The organism is Methanobrevibacter sp. (assembly GCF_045220775.1).
In the GTDB taxonomy this organism is placed as follows: domain Archaea; phylum Methanobacteriota; class Methanobacteria; order Methanobacteriales; family Methanobacteriaceae; genus Methanocatella.
On sequence record NZ_JBGUWC010000154.1, the window covers coordinates 1 to 15,798 of the forward strand.

Genomic DNA, 15,798 nt, shown 5'->3' on the forward strand with positions numbered 1-15,798 from the left:
AAAATTCATCGAATGGCAAATTACAACCTTGCATGACAAGGGATTAGTCGAAAAGGGAGAACACCCTGTAAAATACTGTCCAAACTGTGACAACCCTGTCGGAGACCACGACTTGCTTGAAGGTGAAGGTGTTGGAGTTAACGAATTGACACTTTTAAAATTCCCGATAGAAGACAAGATTCTTGTTACTGCAACCTTAAGGCCTGAAACTATCGTCGGTGCAACAAACATTTGGCTAAATCCTGATGTGGAATACGTTTTAGTCAATGCTGAAGGCGAAAAATGGGTAATTACAAAAGAAGCTCACTATAATTTAAAAAATCAGATAAAAGATTTAGATATAATCGAAGAAATTGACCCTAACGATTTGATTGGTAAAATGGCTACAAATCCATTTTTAGGAAATGAAATCCCAATCTTCCCTGCAAGCTTTGTAAGCGCATCCTACGGAAGTGGGGTCGTTTTCTCAGAACCTGCTGATGCACCTGCAGACTACATTGCACTTCAGGACTTAAAGAAAAACGATGAACTGATAGCAAAATACAACCTGGAAGGCATTGTTGAAAATGTTCAACCGATTCCAGTCTGTACCCTTAAAGGCTATGGAGAAATTCCTGCAGCAGACATCATTGAAAGGCTTGGAATTACTGATCAAAACGATGAAAAACTACACGAAGCTACCAATGAATTATACAAACAGCAACACAGTAAAGGTACCATCATAGAATCCATACCTGATTTTGGAGGCATGAAAGTCCGCTTTGCCCGTGAAGAGTTGAAAGAAAAATTAATCGGCGAAAATATGGCGACAATCATGTATGACTTTGCTGAAAGGCCGGTCGTGTGCAGATGCGGTAACAATTGTGTCGTTAAAATCATGGATGACCAATGGTTCATGAAATACGGAAACGAAGAATGGACCGAAAAAACCTTAAAAGTCCTTGAAGGCGAAACAATCATTCCTAAAGAATTGAAAAACAATTTCGATTATTACATTAACTGGCTGGATGACTGGGCATGTTCCAGAAAAGTAGGTCTTGGAACCAGACTTCCTTGGGACAACCAATGGTTGATTGAACCATTAACCGACTCTACAATCTACATGTCCTATTATACAATTGCCAAATACTTAAGAGACATGAATCCGGATGATTTGAACCTTGCATTCTTTGATAAGGTATTGCTAAACAAGGATTCCGGTGAAATTACCGTTCCTGCTGAAAAAGTTCAAGAAATCCAGGACGAATTCAACTACTGGTATCCGCTTGACTGGAGGCTATCCGCAAAAGACCTTGTTGGAAACCACTTAAGCTTTTTAATGTTCGCTCACAGTGCAATCTATCCTAAAGACAAATGGCCGAAAGGAACTGTAGTGTTCGGTATGGGTCTTTTGGAAGGAAACAAGATGTCCTCCTCAAAAGGTAACGTAATCTTACTTAAAGATGCAATCAACGACTACACCGCTGATGTCGTAAGGCTATTCTTGATGGCTTCAGCTGAACCATGGCAAGACTTTGATTGGAGAGAAAAAGAAGTTCTCGGAACCAAAAGAAGACTTGAATGGTTTAGAGAATTTGCAGCAAGAATTGAAGATATAAAAGGCTCACCTCTCGATTTAAGCAACATCGAAGAAGTCGAACTCACCCGTACAATCGATTTATGGATGATTAGTCAGCTCAACGAACACATTAAAAAATCAACTGAAGCTTTAGAAGTCTTCCAAACAAGACAAGCTTTACAGGAATCTCTATTCTTGCTTAAAAAAGATGTTGATCACTACCTGTACAGGGTAAAACATATCATTGATAATCAAGACCCTGCAGTAATCTATGTCTTATCAACTGTCCTTGAAGCTTGGATCAGGCTTTTAGCACCATTCACACCACACACTTCAGAAGAGTTATGGGCAACTTATGGTGGAGAAGGATTCGTGAGCGAAGCAAGCTGGCCTGAATATTCAGAAGAACTCGTAAGTGTGGAAATCGAAAAATCAGAAGAGCTTGTTGAAAATATCATCAAGGATATTGCACACATCAAACAGATGGTTGGAGACGAAGTTGATAAAATCCACATTTACCTTGCTCCTGACTGGAAATGGGACTTGTATAAAATAGCTGATGAGGTTGGAAAACCGGATATTGGCCAAATTATGGGCAGAGCTATTGGAGCCAACATCTACGATGACAAAAAGGAAATAGCTATGGTAGCTAAAAAAATCGGTAAGGAAATAACCAAAACAAGATACATCGGTAAAATCAACGAAGAGGAAATTTTGACTGATGCGCTTGACTACATCAAAGAGGAATGTGGCAATGAAGTTATTATTCACACCGATGATTCATACGACCCACAAAATAAGGCAAAAAATGCAATGCCTTACAAACCAGCAATATTCATGGAATAGATTTCTATTCCAACTCTTTTTATTTTTTTAAAAAAAATAGTAAAATAGCTATAAATAGCTATAATTTTCTTGCGAATACCAAATATCCGCTATGACCAACCATGCGAGTCTTTGGTCTCACTCCTTGAGTTCTGACCTCCAGACCCCTTTCTAAAATTTCAATTATTTCAATGTCATAAAACCCTAATTTTTTAGCGATTCTATATGAAATTTCAGCCTGGTCAATGTAAGGGGCATATACTGCAAGCCATCCTCCAACATTTAAGGATTCCATTACCTCTTCAAATATCTCAAATGGCTTCGGCAAGTCCAAAAAGATCAAATCGATGTTGTCCTCATCGATTCCATCCTTGATATTTTGATTTTTGACCTCAATATTGGTGATTCCAAAGTTGTCAATGTTTTTCTTGGCCACTTCGGCAAAGTCTTCACGGATTTCATAAGTAAATACCTGACCATCCTGCCCGACAACATTTCCGAAATTAAGTGCAATGGCTCCGGCACCGGTTCCTGCATCGACTACGCGTGCGCCTGCACCCAAACCTGTGTGAGCCAACACCAATCCGATATCCTTTTTAAGAAGAATTGAACATCTACGGTCCATCAAGTCAATGAAGTCATTGATATTAGGTTTTACGATTTTAAATGTGTGGTCAAGATGGCTTTTCACTTCATCGCCAATTTCGGCATTATCCAAAACATCTGCCTTAACAATTCCCAAATCGCTTTGAAATTCTTCTCCAGGTTTTAAAATATACTTTTTGCCACGTTCATCTAAAATCATCTTCATAATTACACCTAATATTCAAGTTCTCCTAATCTTTTTACTCTTTTTAAGGAATCCGGGTGAGTGGACAACAATTCCATGATTCCGTTTTTCTTGGATATTTTAACATCAGAGCTGACAAGCCTTTTTAGCTCTTCATCAGATATCCTTCCATCGCCGTCAAAGTCAATTTGCCTAAAGTCGACAATATCATTTTTTGCATTGTTAATGTCATTTACAAAGAATGCTCTGTTTGTATTTAAATCAGCAATTGTTTCTTTATTGGCTCTGGCAGCACCATAAGACAATTTATATAATGCAGATACCAAGGCTGCAGGCCTGTTTCCGAACTCCACACTGGCTTCATCGGCATAGTATTCCCTTGTTCTTGAAATGAACAACACCAACAGTTGGCCGATTAAGTAGAATACATAACCTAAAATTCCGATGAGGATAGTTCCTCCGTTGTCCCTATCTCCTGAAAACATGAAAGATAATGCAACATAATAACAAATCATTGGAATAACGCTTACAATAGTAGTTACAATCATGTCATTATGCTTGATATGGCCCATTTCATGACCGATTACTGCTCTTAACTCATCTTGGTCGAGCAATCCTAAAATAGGACGGGTTATTGCAATATGGCCGCTTCTTTTTGATCTTCCGTATGCAAATGCATTTGGAATATCAACTTCAGACAATCCAACTTCAGGCTTTGGAATTCCTGCTTCCTGTGCAAGTTCAGCCACCATCTTATGGATTTGAGGAGCTTCGGCTTCAGACAATGGCCTTACGTTCATTGAACGTTTAACCAGTGATGGTCCAAACCAATACTGTAAAAATACGATTATTAAACTTGCAGCCATCCACACCATATAGCTGCCGACGCCTAAATATGTTCCTGCAAGCATGACAAGTATATAAACAGTTGTAAACATTAAAATGGAAGTAATCCACATTCTTAATTTAAGTTTCCATGTGCCTTTCATTTTTTTAACACCTTAAATTTTTTTAGTAAACATTAGTTTTCAAATGCTCACTTTAACTATATATTAATTTAATTTCATATATTTTAAAAGTTAAGCAAAAAATAATTTAACAACAAAGTACATAAATGTTACTATAATAAAACGGTGATTAAATGAGCGGACCATGGGTAGAAAAATATAGACCACAAACACTAGAAGACATTGTAGGACAAAAGCAAATCGTTTCAAGACTTGAAAAATATGTAGGCGAAGGAAGCATGCCTAACTTAATGTTTACAGGTCCTGCAGGTGTCGGTAAAACAACCACAGCCTTGGCTTTAGTAAAATCCATACTAGGCGAATACTGGAGACAAAACTTTTTGGAATTGAACGCTTCAGATGCAAGGGGAATCGATACTGTCAGAAATGACATCAAGAATTTCTGCAGATTGAAACCCGTTGGTGCTCCATTTAGAATAGTCTTTCTAGACGAAGTGGATAACATGACAAAAGACGCTCAGCATGCACTTCGTCGTGAAATGGAAATGTATACCAAAACCGCTTCATTTATACTTTCATGTAATTATTCATCAAAAATTATCGATCCAATCCAATCAAGATGCGCCATATTCAGATTCGCCCCTATCAAAGGTGAAGAAATCAAGGAACGTCTGCAATTCATCTGTGAAAGCGAAGGATTTGAAGCAGATGATGCTGGTCTTGAAACAATCGTTTACTTCGCTGAAGGGGATATGAGAAAAGCAGTTAATGTCCTTCAGGCTGCCGCTTCAGAAGGCGAGACAATAACTGAAGACGCAATTTATGAAGTCATTTCAAAAGCAAAACCGCAAGACATTGGAAACATGATAAACAGTGCATTGATGGGAGACTTTATGAAGGCCCGTAATATTTTAAGAGAAACAATGGTTTTACAGGGAACCAGTGGAGAGGACATGGTAACCCAAATCTATCAGGACGTTTCTAAAAGAGTTATTGAAGGAAAAATGGACGCAAGCATCTACATGGATTTAATTGAAGCAATAGCTGAGTGTGATTTCAGAATTAGAGAAGGAGCTAATCCAAGAATACAGCTTGAAGCATTGCTCACCCAATTTTTATAAGGTATAGAAATGTTATGGACTGATAAATATCGACCGCAAAGCCTTGATGAAGTGGTCGGTAATAAAAAAGAGATAAAGATAATCCAAGATTGGGTTAAAAATTGGAAAGGTGGACGCCCTCAAAAACCATTGCTTTTAGTTGGACCGCCAGGAATTGGAAAAACAACCTTGGCACAAATCATTGCAAAAGAGTTTTCAGAATACATTGAACTAAATGCTAGTGACAAGCGTTCCCAAGATGTTATTAAAAGCACTATCGGTGAGTCATCATCTTCAAGATCATTGTTTGGCGATGAGTACAAATTGATTATTTTCGATGAAGTGGATGGTATTCACGGAACAAATGACCGTGGAGGAGTTAAGGCAATTGGAGAGATAATCAAAACCTCAAAACATCCTATGATTTTAATAGCCAATGATTTCTATTCAAAAAAATTAACATCCATCAAAACAAAATGCGAAGTTCTAAAAATGAAAAAATCACGATGGAACTCAATTTCTGCACTTTTGAGAAAAATATCCGTCAGTGAAGGAGTTGAAGTTTCACCTGCTGCCTTGAAAGAGATTGCAGTAAAATCACAAGGTGACGTCAGGTCAGCCATCAACACATTACAGGCACTGGCTGACAAAGACCATGTGTTAGAAGCCAAGGATGTTGAAAATGTAATCACTAAAGACTCACGTTCTGACATATTCAATGCCATTACTAGTGTCTTGAAAAGTAAGACTCCTGCACATGTTAAAGAGGCTCTCTGGATTGAAGAGGACCCGACACTTGTTATGGAATATGTTGCAGAAAACATTCCAAGGGAGTATAAGAAAAAGGATGAAATCAAAAAGGCTTATGACTACATTTCAAAAGCCGACATATACTTCGGAAGAACCCAAACCAGCAGAAACTATGGTTACTGGAAATATGCAACAGACTTCATGGGAATTGGAGTAAGCAGCTCCAAACATGAAACCTACAAAAAATTCACAAAAATACAAACACCAACAATATTTGGTTTGATGGCTCGTAACAGAGGCAAAAGAAACTTGAGAGATGAAATTGCTGAAAAAATGTCCAAAAAAATGCATATCTCACATTCAATTGCAATTTCAATGTTTCCTTACCTTGAAATAATGTTTAAAAACGATGAACTTGCTTGGGAAATATCTGACTTCTTGGGTCTTGAAGAGAATGAAATCAAAAGATTTAGATCTAAAAAGATTCCTGCAAAAGTTGTCAAAAAAATGGAAAAACAAAAAGAGCAGATGAGAGTCGAAGAACGTGACAAACGTGCTGAAGAGCTCAAAAATCAAATGATAAATGTTGTTCCAGAAGAGATTATAGAAGAAAGAAGTGAAAACGAACTTCCATTTGAAATTCCAGGCATTGAAACTCAAGTCGTTGAAGAAGAACCTCAAGAAGAGGTTGTTAAAGAACCAGAAGAAGAAATCATTGAAGAAGCAGAAGTTTATTATGAAGAAGAAAAAGTTGAAGAGAAAAAAGAGAAAAAGAAAACTGACAAACAGGTTTCACTCTTCAGTTTCTAATTTTTTTTCAATATACTCGGCTGCCTTTACAACATTTTCCCTATATTGGGGTGCGACATCCTCTAAAAATTCTGAAAATGAATTTGCCAAATCATCCTTGTTTTCACTTTCCATAATATTCTGACCGTCCATTTCTAAAAATGAGTTAATCCAATCAAGTGAAACATTAATCAACGGATAGATTTCATCATCCCTTCGAGTGAAATTCAGACCTTCACCCTTAAAGATACCTTCAAAAATATCATTAACCTCATCGTCCAAAATCAAAGGATTTACTTTGTAATCATAATCCCCCTCATAGACTAGATTAACGCCATATTTGCGAGTATAAGGCTCCATTATCAATTCAATTATGAAATTGTCTTCAGGCATTAGGATACGAGAATTAGGTTTAATCTCTAATGACAATACCTTTGAGGATTTGGAGCATATTTTCTGGAATAGTTTGTTTCTTACAACTTCAATTTCAGGATATTGCTTGTTAAAGGTAGCTTCTCGGGTCCTTGAAAACTTTGAAAATCTTAAATTGTTAATGTAGATTTTTTGGGGAGTATATGAAATAAAGCGACTATCAACACCTATGATTTTCAAGTACTTTAACACATCTTTTTTAGATGTTGTAAATTCCTCTTTTTCTGTTAATCCTGAAACGTTAAACATTAAATCCATATAACCACTACAAATCAAGCGTATCTCTCAAAGCCTTCTCCATCACGTCTATTGGAGCATCAACACCAGTCCATATTTTAAAGCTTTCCGCCCCCTGATAAAGCAGCATTTTGATTCCATAAACCGGTTTTGCGCCTGCCCTAATGGCTTCTTTTAAAAGTACGGTTTCGTTAGGATTGTAAACTGCATCAAACACGACCAAATCCTCATGCATATCCTCGGCTTTGGCTATCGGTTCATCATCAATGTGGGGATCCATTCCCAAAGGGGTTGTGTCAACCAGAATGTCCGCATCCTTTAGGTAAGTGTTGATTTCAGAAATTGAATCAGCGCCAACATTGCCGATTAAATCGGAACCCAAAACGTCACTAGCCAAACTTTGAGCCTTATCTACATTCCTATTCAGCACTGTCAATGATTCGACACCGTATTTTGCAAGATAAAATGATATCGCTCTTGATGCTCCGCCAGCACCTGCAACCACTACTTTTTTATCATTTACACTAGTGACTTCTTCAATAGCTTTGATTGCACCAATTCCATCGGTATTGTATCCTTTCAAGTTTTTAAAGTCGATTGTATTTACTGCACCGATTAACTGGGCGACCTCATCCAATTCATTTAAATATTTCATTACTTCGATTTTGTGGGGAATTGTTACATTGAATCCTTTTATATTCAATGCATCGGCTCCGCAAACCGCAGATTTTAAATCGGATGGATTGACATCAAATGCAACATAAGCATAGTCCATTCCCAAAGCCTTGAATGCAGCATTGTGCATTGGTGGTGAAAAGCTATGTTCCACAGGATGGCCTATTAAACCTACAATATTTGTACTACCTTTAATTTTCATATAATATTTAATTGATTAACAAAGATTATATAACTTTGCAGATACAAATTTAAATTATAATATATCTTATAATAGGAGAGTAAAAATGGAATTTACAAGACCAAGAGGTACAAGAGATTTCTTATTTGAAGAAATGAGAGAAAGAAAACAGGCTGAAAGTACCTTAAGAAAAATATTTGAAAGTTATGGTTATCAAGAAATCAAAACACCTTTATTTGAAGAATTAAAATTATTTACAACCAAATCTGGAGAGGAAATTGTAGACCAATTATACAATTTTAAGGACAAATCCGATAGGGAATTAACCTTAAGACCTGAAATCACCGCTCCAGTTGCAAGATTATACCTAAACGAACTTGAAAAAACAGCCGTGAAACCTATTAAGTTATACTACTATGGAAGCTGTTTTAGATACGAAAGACCTCAAAAAGGAAGATTCAGACAATTTTGGCAATTTGGCTGCGAATTGATTGGTGCTAAAACTCCCCAAGGTGAAGCTGAAGTAATTGCGCTTTGTAGCGATGCAATTAATGGCCTTGGAATTACAACTGCAGATGTTAACATAAACCACTTGGGAATAATTAGAGGACTATTCGAACACTTTGAAATTTCAGATGAAACCCAAAGGGAGATAATGGTTGTAATCGATAAAGGAGATAAAGATTTACTTATAGAATCATTGAGTGGAGACGAACCTGTAATTGACAATGATGAACTAAATCAAATTCTTTTAAAATTAATTGACCTTGTTGGAGATAAATCAATTATCAGTGATGTTGAAGAGTTAATTGCTCCTTATGATGAGCCAAAAAAAGCTTTAGAAGAGTTAAAAGAATTGATTACTCTTTTAGAAGCGTTTGATGTTGAAAATTATACATTAAACCTTGGTGTTGCAAGAGGACTTGATTACTACACAGGAATCGTGTTTGAGATTTATGTTCCGGAACTTGGTGCTCAAAAACAAATCTGTGGTGGAGGATCATACAGCTTAGTTAAAGTATTTGGAGGCCAAGAAGTAGAATCAACTGGATTTGCGCTTGGATTTGACAGATTGATGAATGCAATTGAAGAGTTAACCGATAAAGAAGAATTGCCCCCTCATTTAGACATTTATATAGCTCCAATTTCAGATGACGTTCGCCCAAAAGCTTATGAAATAACCCAACTTCTAAGAAAAAATGGCATTAAGGCAGATGTTGATTTGAATGGCAAAAAATTCAGAAAATTAATTGATTACGCTAACAGAATAAAAGTTCCAAAAATAGCAATTATCGGTGCTAGAGACTTAGAAGAAGGCAAAATCACCATCAAAGACATGGAAAGCGGTAATCAAGAATTGGTTGATATTGACAATATTGTAGAATACATTAAAGGAGAATAATTATGGAAATCAATTTCAGGCATGAAATTAATGGCGTTAAAGTCATAACCGCAATTGCTCAAGATGCCGACACCAACCAGATATTAATGCTGGCCAACATGAACAAGGAAGCCCTTATCAAAACGATTGAAACAGGAAAGGCCCACTACTGGAGCACTTCAAGAAACAAGTTATGGCTTAAAGGAGAAAGCTCAGGACATTTCCAGGAAGTTCAGGAAATTCTTGTCGACTGTGACATGGATGCAATCGTTTTAAAAATCAAACAAGAGGGTGCGGCTTGCCATGAAGGTTATCTTTCATGCTTCTTTAGAAAAATCAACACAGAAAATGAAATTGACATTGACGATTTAAAAGAGGATGACTTGGAAATCATCTTGGAAAGACTAGTAAACCCAGAAGACGTGTATTAAAATGAAATGCATAATACCCGATACCAGTGCAGTAATTATAGGTGCAATCAGCGAATTGATTGAGAAGGAAAACTGGGATTATCCTGAAATTATTGTGCCTGAAGCTGTTGTATGTGAACTTGAACACCAAGCTAATGACAATAGGTCTGAAGGACACAGAGGTCTTAAAGAACTTCAAAAATTGCAGGAATTGCAATATGAAGGAGAATTATCTGTCACCTTTAAAGGAAAAAGACCAACCAATTATGACATCCGATATGCCAAAAGCGGAGAGATAGACAGCATTATCAGAGATTTGGCGAGAAGTGAAATGGGAACACTTCTTACAAATGATAAGGTTCAAGCTGAAACAGCAAAAGCTCAAGGAATTCCCGTTTACTTTTATGAACAGAAATATGTGGAAAAACCACTTTCAATTGAAAAGTTCTTTGATGAGAATACAATGTCCATACATTTAAAGGAAAACGTAGTTCCAATGGCCAAGAAGGGAACACCAGGACATATAGATTTTGTTGTATTGAATGAAAAGCGCTATTCATACAAAGAACTGAAAGAGATTGTTGACGAAATCCTTGATAAGGCAAAAAGTGATCCGAAAACATATTTGGAAAGTGAAAAGGAAGGTTCGTTTGTCGTTCAATCAAGAGAATATAGAATTTCAATTGCATATCCTCCATTTTCAGAAGCGCTGGAAATTACAATTGTAAGGCCAGTCGCAAACATAAGTCTAGATGAATATCACTTATCAGAAAAATTATTGAACAGGATTAGAACCAGCGCTGAAGGAATATTGATTTCAGGTTCGCCGGGTGCGGGTAAATCCACATTCGTGCAAGCCATTGCCAAATACTATTCATCAAAGTTAAACAAAGTTGTAAAGACAATGGAATCTCCAAGAGACTTGCAGCTTCCGGATGAAATTACACAGTATGCACCTTTGGAAGGAAGCATGGAAAATACCGCTGATGTTCTATTGCTTGTAAGGCCAGATTACACAATTTATGATGAACTTAGAAAAAATACTGACTTCAACATCTTTGCAGATATGAGATTAGCGGGTGTTGGAATGATTGGAGTTGTTCATGCGACTCGCCCAATTGATGCAATCCAAAGAATTGCCTCAAGGGTTGAGCTCGGTGTCATTCCATCTATTGTAGATACAAGCATTTACATTGAAAATGGGAAAGTTACAAGTGTCTATGAGACAAAAATGACCGTTAAGGTTCCAACTGGGATGAAAGAGGCAGATCTTGCAAGGCCCGTTATTGAAGTAAGGGACTTTGAAACCGGTGAACTCAAAAATGAAATTTACACTTACGGTGAGCAGACCATTGTCATGGATATAGATTTAGTCAATGGATCCTCCCAAGATGAATCCCATAAATCATCAGTTGATAAGATTGCAGAAGAAGAGATTTTAAGAAAAATCAAAAAGATTCTTCCTAAAAAGGCTAAAGTCGAAGTTGAAGTCATTTCTCCTGAAAGAGCAAATATATACATTCCAGAAGACCTTGTTCCTAAAATCATCGGCAAAAACGGTAAACGCATTGCTGAGATAGAAGAAAAAGTTGGAATAAGTTTGGGAGTTGAAGTGATTGAAGAAAAACCAATTAACAGGACTCCTTTTGAAATTGACATAACACATACCAAAAAACAACTAATTCTAGAACTTGGAAAGGATAATGGAAGACAAAATTTTGATGTTTATATTGAGGATGAATACTTGCTTACTGCAACCACCTCTAAAAAAGGTGAAATAAAGCTTAAAAAAGGAATTGAATTATCAGACTTTATTATTGAAGCAATTGAATTGGGTTTGAAAATTACAGCCGTGAAGAAGGGATAATATGAAACTCGGAGCATCCACACTTGCTGGAATAGAATATGATTTAGAAACTACTTTAGAATTTATTGAAGATTTAGGTCTTGATTATGCTGAATTGGTGCATCAATTTCCAACGGAAAATATTGATGTTGAATTGCTTGAAAGCTATAATTTAAAATATTCCATACATTCGCCATTTATGGATGTTAATATTGCAACCTTGCAAGAGAAAAGTAGATTAAACTCAATTGAGCAAATTAAACACTCAATTGATTTTGCAAACAAAATAAATGCAGAAACCGTTGTTGTTCATCCAGGACTGGCTTCTTTTTTGGCTAAAAAATACTTTTTAGATGATGTTTATGAAGCTGCAAATGATGCCATAAAAGAAATTGGAGAATACGGGAAAGATTTGGGAGTATTGACAACTATTGAAAATATGCCTACATTCGATGCCATGATTTACTGCAACTTGAATGACTTGCATGAACTTCTCACAAGTTATGACATGTACATGACCCTAGACATCGGCCATGCAAAGCATGCGGGATATCCTGCAGATGAAATGTATTTTGATTCAATTAAACACATACATATCCATGATAATTTTGGTGATGATGATGCACACCTCGCTTTAGGTGAAGGCTCTATTGATTTAAATTGCATAGTCAATAATTTAGAGAGAAATAATTATGATGGCATCTATATCATTGAAGTAAATGATTTCGATTCTATTAAAAAGAGTTATGAATACATGAAAAAAAACTTCTAAAGAAGTCTTTTTTCTTTAATTTCTTTTTTAAAATAAAGATATTTGGAATCTAACACATGCCTAATATCTTGAGCTGTTTTTAAACCAATACCATCAACTTCCTGAAGTTCAACTGTGGAAGCATTTAATATATTGGCTACAGACCCAAAATGCTCCAGTAAATTCTTAGCATTGACAGGGCCAATATTAGGTAAAGACTCGACAATGAATAGCTGTTGTTCAAGCAAACTCACTGGTTTCTTATCTGTTCTGATTTGAATTGGAGTTCTTTCACCATTCTGTTCCCTAACGGCAATCCTTTTAATCATAGCTGCAGTATCCTGAGCGTTCCTGGTAGGTATAATGCTTATTCTAAAATCAATTGCAATTGATGCCAAAGCCCCTCTAATAGCATTTGGATTGACCATGCCTCCATATAAGTCATCACCTTCTAAAATCATCAATGGTCGTTTAAATTCTTCCGATAGTTCACGAGCTTGTTTGAATAATCTTTTGTCAATCAATGATTCAACAAAATCTTTGGTGGTTTTTCTCTCAATAGCCACTTCATCGCTAACCTGATAGTCTGCAACCGCCATTGATTGAACTTTAACATCAATTTCCATTTCTGTTAAATGGCGAATGACCTTTGAATTGCCTTCACGCGAATCAGCATAGACTACTGGGAAGTTATTTTCTTTTTTAGGCCTTTCAATAACCTTAACATTTTTTTCGTTTTCCATTCTTTCAATTGCTGAGGCATTCAATTCCTCCAACACTTCTGGATCTATAAGTTGATTTTTCATGCGGTCTTCTTTTCTAATTGATGACCAGAAATAGGCCTCATCCCTTGTTCCATTAGTTACCAAAACCTTTACACGACCAGTTCTCTTACGGCCAGTTCTGCCTCGCCTTTGAATCATGCGAACTTCAGATGGAACAGGTTCATATAGAACAACCAAATCAACAGCTGGAATATCAATACCCTCTTCAGCCACACTGGTTGAAAGCAAAACGTCATATTCGCCCATTTTAAATGCTTTAATAATAGCTTTCTGTTCTTTCTGAGTGAGTCCCTTTTCACCATCTTTTGATGCCTGGCCAAAGAATTTGGCTGATTTGATTCCTTCTTTTTCAAGCTTTTGATGAATCATCTCAAGAGTATCCCTATATTGCGTAAACACCATTATTTTTGATGAATGCTCATCACTTTTATCATCGAAACGAGTGGTTTTAAGTTTGGTTTGACCATCTCCAGCACCCAATTCCTTTTTGAGAATTTTAGTGATTTCTCTAAGCTTTGGATGTTCCCATCCGTTTTTTTCAGCATTTCTTGCAAGTTTAACCGCTCTGCCAAAATTATCATCCATCATCAATGATTTTGCCGCCTTGGTTTGCTTTTTGCGAAGCCTTGCAACATATTTATTGAAAGTTTGAACACCTTGAGTTTCAATCAACTCTTGAGCATGCTGAATATTGATAACAGCACTTAGTATAGAAATTGCCTGGAACAAATCCTTATTTGGATTGGTGCTTCTTGCAATTTCTCCTTGAACCCTTCCCCTAGCCTTTAAAATGTCAACTTTACCAACAGATACCGTTTTGATAATGCCCATATTCTTTAATGCCTTAAGTCTCACTTTCAAAGATTTATCTATGTATTTCTTGATTTTTTCAAGTTCGCTGCTCATCTTGACTCTAACCCATTCAATTTCGACTGGATTAAAGTAAGGCTTTACATCAGGGTCATCCTCTGTTTTGACAACTATGTTTTGGATGTATAAGTTTTCGCAAACCTCTTTGATTTTAAACTTGTCGGAACCGGGTGATGCTGTAAGGCCCAAAATCAAATTGAATTTGGATTCCTGAACATAACGGGAAGCCAAGTACACATAAGAATATGATCCAACACCATGGTGGCATTCATCAAATACGATCAATGAAACGCTGCTTAAATCATAACGGCCGTTTAGCAAGTCTGATTCGACCGTTTGGGGTGTTGCACAAACAATTCTTGATTCTTCCCATCTTGTCACCCTATCTTCCGGCTTGATTGCACCCGTAATTGATGTGCATGGAAGAGTGATGAATTCTTTGAAACTAGCTTCATGTTGGATTGCCAATGGTTTTGAAGGAGCTAAAACAAGTACCTTGGAATTTTTTACCTTATGTAACCTATCGGCAGCAACCAAAATAGCCACAATTGTCTTACCCAATGCTGTAGGTGCAACAACCATAGTATTTCCTTTTTTTAATACATCCCCCGCTAAAATCTGTTGGTACAATCTTGATTCGATTGCATCTTTTTTTAATAGAGGATGATTTATATAGCTAGCCATACTAGAAATTTTGTAAATTACTACTTATAAATCTTATAAGAGAGCATTTGAAAAGTAATCTAAATTAGCAAAATGAAAACCCATTCTATAAACATTAAAAAAATAAAGATTAAAGCCTAAATCATCATAATTCAAAAACAACGGATTTGAACTTGGTAGCTGCCTCTCCAATGGCTATTACCATTTCACAGTCCAGATTTAAAGCTTTTCTTAAACCATCTTTAACTTCCTCTTCTGAAGCGCCGAGAGTTCCTGTCTTTACAAAGTCATCTACATGGTTTAAAAAGATTCTGTCATTCAATTCAGGGTTGGCTTTAAGCTTTTCAACTGCTATCTTTTGTGATGCAACAGATGCCGGAACAATGAATTTTGAGAATTTTAAAACACTATTGAAGATATCAAGGTCTCCAATATAACCGGATTCTGATGAAACAGTGATAACAGTTGTAAAATCACCGAATAATTTTTTAAATTCTTTTAAAACAGTTTCTACACCTGCAGGATTGTGAGCATAATCAACATAAATGTCCTTGCCTTTGACTTTGCCCACTTCTTCCATTCTTCCGCTTACACCTGTGAAGCTTGCAATTGAAGGTAAAATCTTATCATAAGGCAAATCCAAGAATACATGAGCTGCAATGATAACTCCAGTTAAGTTGTAAACATTATGGAGTCCATCAATGCCCATTTTAACTGTTAATTTTTCAGTTGGAGTGTGCAAATCAAAAGTTCTGTTAGGCAAATCAATGTTTGTTGCAACATAATC

Annotated in this window: 13 protein-coding genes; 7 read left to right on the forward strand and 6 right to left on the reverse strand. The window is 36.4% G+C overall.

The window, feature by feature from the left end; genetic code table 11:
* Positions 1-2,404 (forward strand): leucine--tRNA ligase (gene leuS / locus ACJROP_RS09920; protein ID WP_406535308.1); only part of this gene is annotated, 2,404 nt, incomplete at its 5' end.
* A 58-nt stretch (positions 2,405-2,462) separates the two neighbouring features.
* On the opposite strand, the gene ACJROP_RS09925 is transcribed toward leuS, so the two are convergent.
* Positions 2,463-3,194, reverse strand: coding sequence for a tRNA (adenine-N1)-methyltransferase (locus tag ACJROP_RS09925; RefSeq protein WP_406535309.1), 732 nt, complete (start codon positions 3,192-3,194; stop codon positions 2,463-2,465).
* Positions 3,195-3,202: 8 nt separating this feature from the next.
* Positions 3,203-4,162, reverse strand: coding sequence for a zinc metalloprotease HtpX (locus ACJROP_RS09930; RefSeq protein WP_406535310.1), 960 nt, complete (start codon positions 4,160-4,162; stop codon positions 3,203-3,205).
* A gap of 152 nt (positions 4,163-4,314) precedes the next feature.
* Between ACJROP_RS09930 and ACJROP_RS09935 the strand changes: the two genes are divergently transcribed.
* Together ACJROP_RS09935 and ACJROP_RS09940 are read left to right on the forward strand one after the other, a co-directional pair.
* Positions 4,315-5,262 (forward strand): replication factor C small subunit, encoded by a 948-nt coding sequence (locus ACJROP_RS09935; RefSeq protein ID WP_406535311.1) that lies wholly within the window; start codon positions 4,315-4,317, stop codon positions 5,260-5,262.
* A gap of 9 nt (positions 5,263-5,271) precedes the next feature.
* Positions 5,272-6,801, forward strand: coding sequence for a replication factor C large subunit (locus ACJROP_RS09940; protein ID WP_406535312.1), 1,530 nt, complete (start codon positions 5,272-5,274; stop codon positions 6,799-6,801).
* On the opposite strand, the gene ACJROP_RS09945 is transcribed toward ACJROP_RS09940, so the two are convergent.
* Both ACJROP_RS09945 and ACJROP_RS09950 read right to left on the reverse strand, forming a co-directional pair.
* A complete protein-coding gene (locus tag ACJROP_RS09945) occupies positions 6,784-7,470 on the reverse strand; it encodes an ATPase (protein ID WP_406535313.1) in 687 nt (228 codons plus the stop codon). The genes ACJROP_RS09940 and ACJROP_RS09945 overlap by 18 nt on opposite strands.
* Positions 7,471-7,477: 7 nt before the next feature.
* Positions 7,478-8,326, reverse strand: coding sequence for a shikimate dehydrogenase (locus tag ACJROP_RS09950; RefSeq protein WP_406535314.1), 849 nt, complete (start codon positions 8,324-8,326; stop codon positions 7,478-7,480).
* A gap of 85 nt (positions 8,327-8,411) precedes the next feature.
* Between ACJROP_RS09950 and hisS the strand changes: the two genes are divergently transcribed.
* Genes hisS through ACJROP_RS09970 form a run of 4 tightly spaced genes read left to right on the forward strand, consistent with a single transcriptional unit; the run spans position 8,412 to position 12,714 of the window.
* Positions 8,412-9,707, forward strand: a complete 1,296-nt coding sequence (gene hisS, locus ACJROP_RS09955; RefSeq protein WP_406535315.1) for a histidine--tRNA ligase — start codon at positions 8,412-8,414, stop codon at positions 9,705-9,707.
* A gap of 2 nt (positions 9,708-9,709) precedes the next feature.
* Positions 9,710-10,117: a phosphoribosyl-AMP cyclohydrolase gene (gene hisI / locus ACJROP_RS09960; RefSeq protein WP_406535316.1), complete on the forward strand. Its 408-nt coding sequence runs from the start codon at positions 9,710-9,712 to the stop codon at positions 10,115-10,117.
* 1 nt (position 10,118) lies between these two features.
* Entirely contained in the window at positions 10,119-11,963 is a 1,845-nt protein-coding gene (locus ACJROP_RS09965; protein WP_406535317.1) for a PINc/VapC family ATPase, read from the forward strand.
* A gap of 1 nt (position 11,964) precedes the next feature.
* Positions 11,965-12,714, forward strand: coding sequence for a sugar phosphate isomerase/epimerase family protein (locus ACJROP_RS09970; RefSeq protein ID WP_406535318.1), 750 nt, complete (start codon positions 11,965-11,967; stop codon positions 12,712-12,714).
* Here the strand turns inward: ACJROP_RS09970 and ACJROP_RS09975 are convergent.
* Both ACJROP_RS09975 and ACJROP_RS09980 read right to left on the reverse strand, forming a co-directional pair.
* Positions 12,711-15,032, reverse strand: a complete 2,322-nt coding sequence (locus ACJROP_RS09975; RefSeq protein WP_406535319.1) for a DEAD/DEAH box helicase — start codon at positions 15,030-15,032, stop codon at positions 12,711-12,713. The two genes, ACJROP_RS09970 and ACJROP_RS09975, sit on opposite strands and share 4 nt — an antisense overlap.
* 124 nt (positions 15,033-15,156) lie before the next feature.
* The coding region (locus ACJROP_RS09980; RefSeq protein ID WP_406535320.1) for a glutamate ligase domain-containing protein at positions 15,157-15,798 on the reverse strand (642 nt) is incomplete at its 5' end.

Coding starts and splice junctions, on each gene's coding strand:
- ACJROP_RS09925 (WP_406535309.1), bottom strand. CDS start 3,194: ATGAAGATGATTTTAGATGAACGTGGCAAAAAGTATATTTTAAAACCT.
- ACJROP_RS09930 (WP_406535310.1), bottom strand. CDS start 4,162: ATGAAAGGCACATGGAAACTTAAATTAAGAATGTGGATTACTTCCATT.
- ACJROP_RS09935 (WP_406535311.1), top strand. CDS start 4,315: ATGAGCGGACCATGGGTAGAAAAATATAGACCACAAACACTAGAAGAC.
- ACJROP_RS09940 (WP_406535312.1), top strand. CDS start 5,272: ATGTTATGGACTGATAAATATCGACCGCAAAGCCTTGATGAAGTGGTC.
- ACJROP_RS09945 (WP_406535313.1), bottom strand. CDS start 7,470: ATGGATTTAATGTTTAACGTTTCAGGATTAACAGAAAAAGAGGAATTT.
- ACJROP_RS09950 (WP_406535314.1), bottom strand. CDS start 8,326: ATGAAAATTAAAGGTAGTACAAATATTGTAGGTTTAATAGGCCATCCT.
- hisS (WP_406535315.1), top strand. CDS start 8,412: ATGGAATTTACAAGACCAAGAGGTACAAGAGATTTCTTATTTGAAGAA.
- hisI (WP_406535316.1), top strand. CDS start 9,710: ATGGAAATCAATTTCAGGCATGAAATTAATGGCGTTAAAGTCATAACC.
- ACJROP_RS09965 (WP_406535317.1), top strand. CDS start 10,119: ATGAAATGCATAATACCCGATACCAGTGCAGTAATTATAGGTGCAATC.
- ACJROP_RS09970 (WP_406535318.1), top strand. CDS start 11,965: ATGAAACTCGGAGCATCCACACTTGCTGGAATAGAATATGATTTAGAA.
- ACJROP_RS09975 (WP_406535319.1), bottom strand. CDS start 15,032: ATGGCTAGCTATATAAATCATCCTCTATTAAAAAAAGATGCAATCGAA.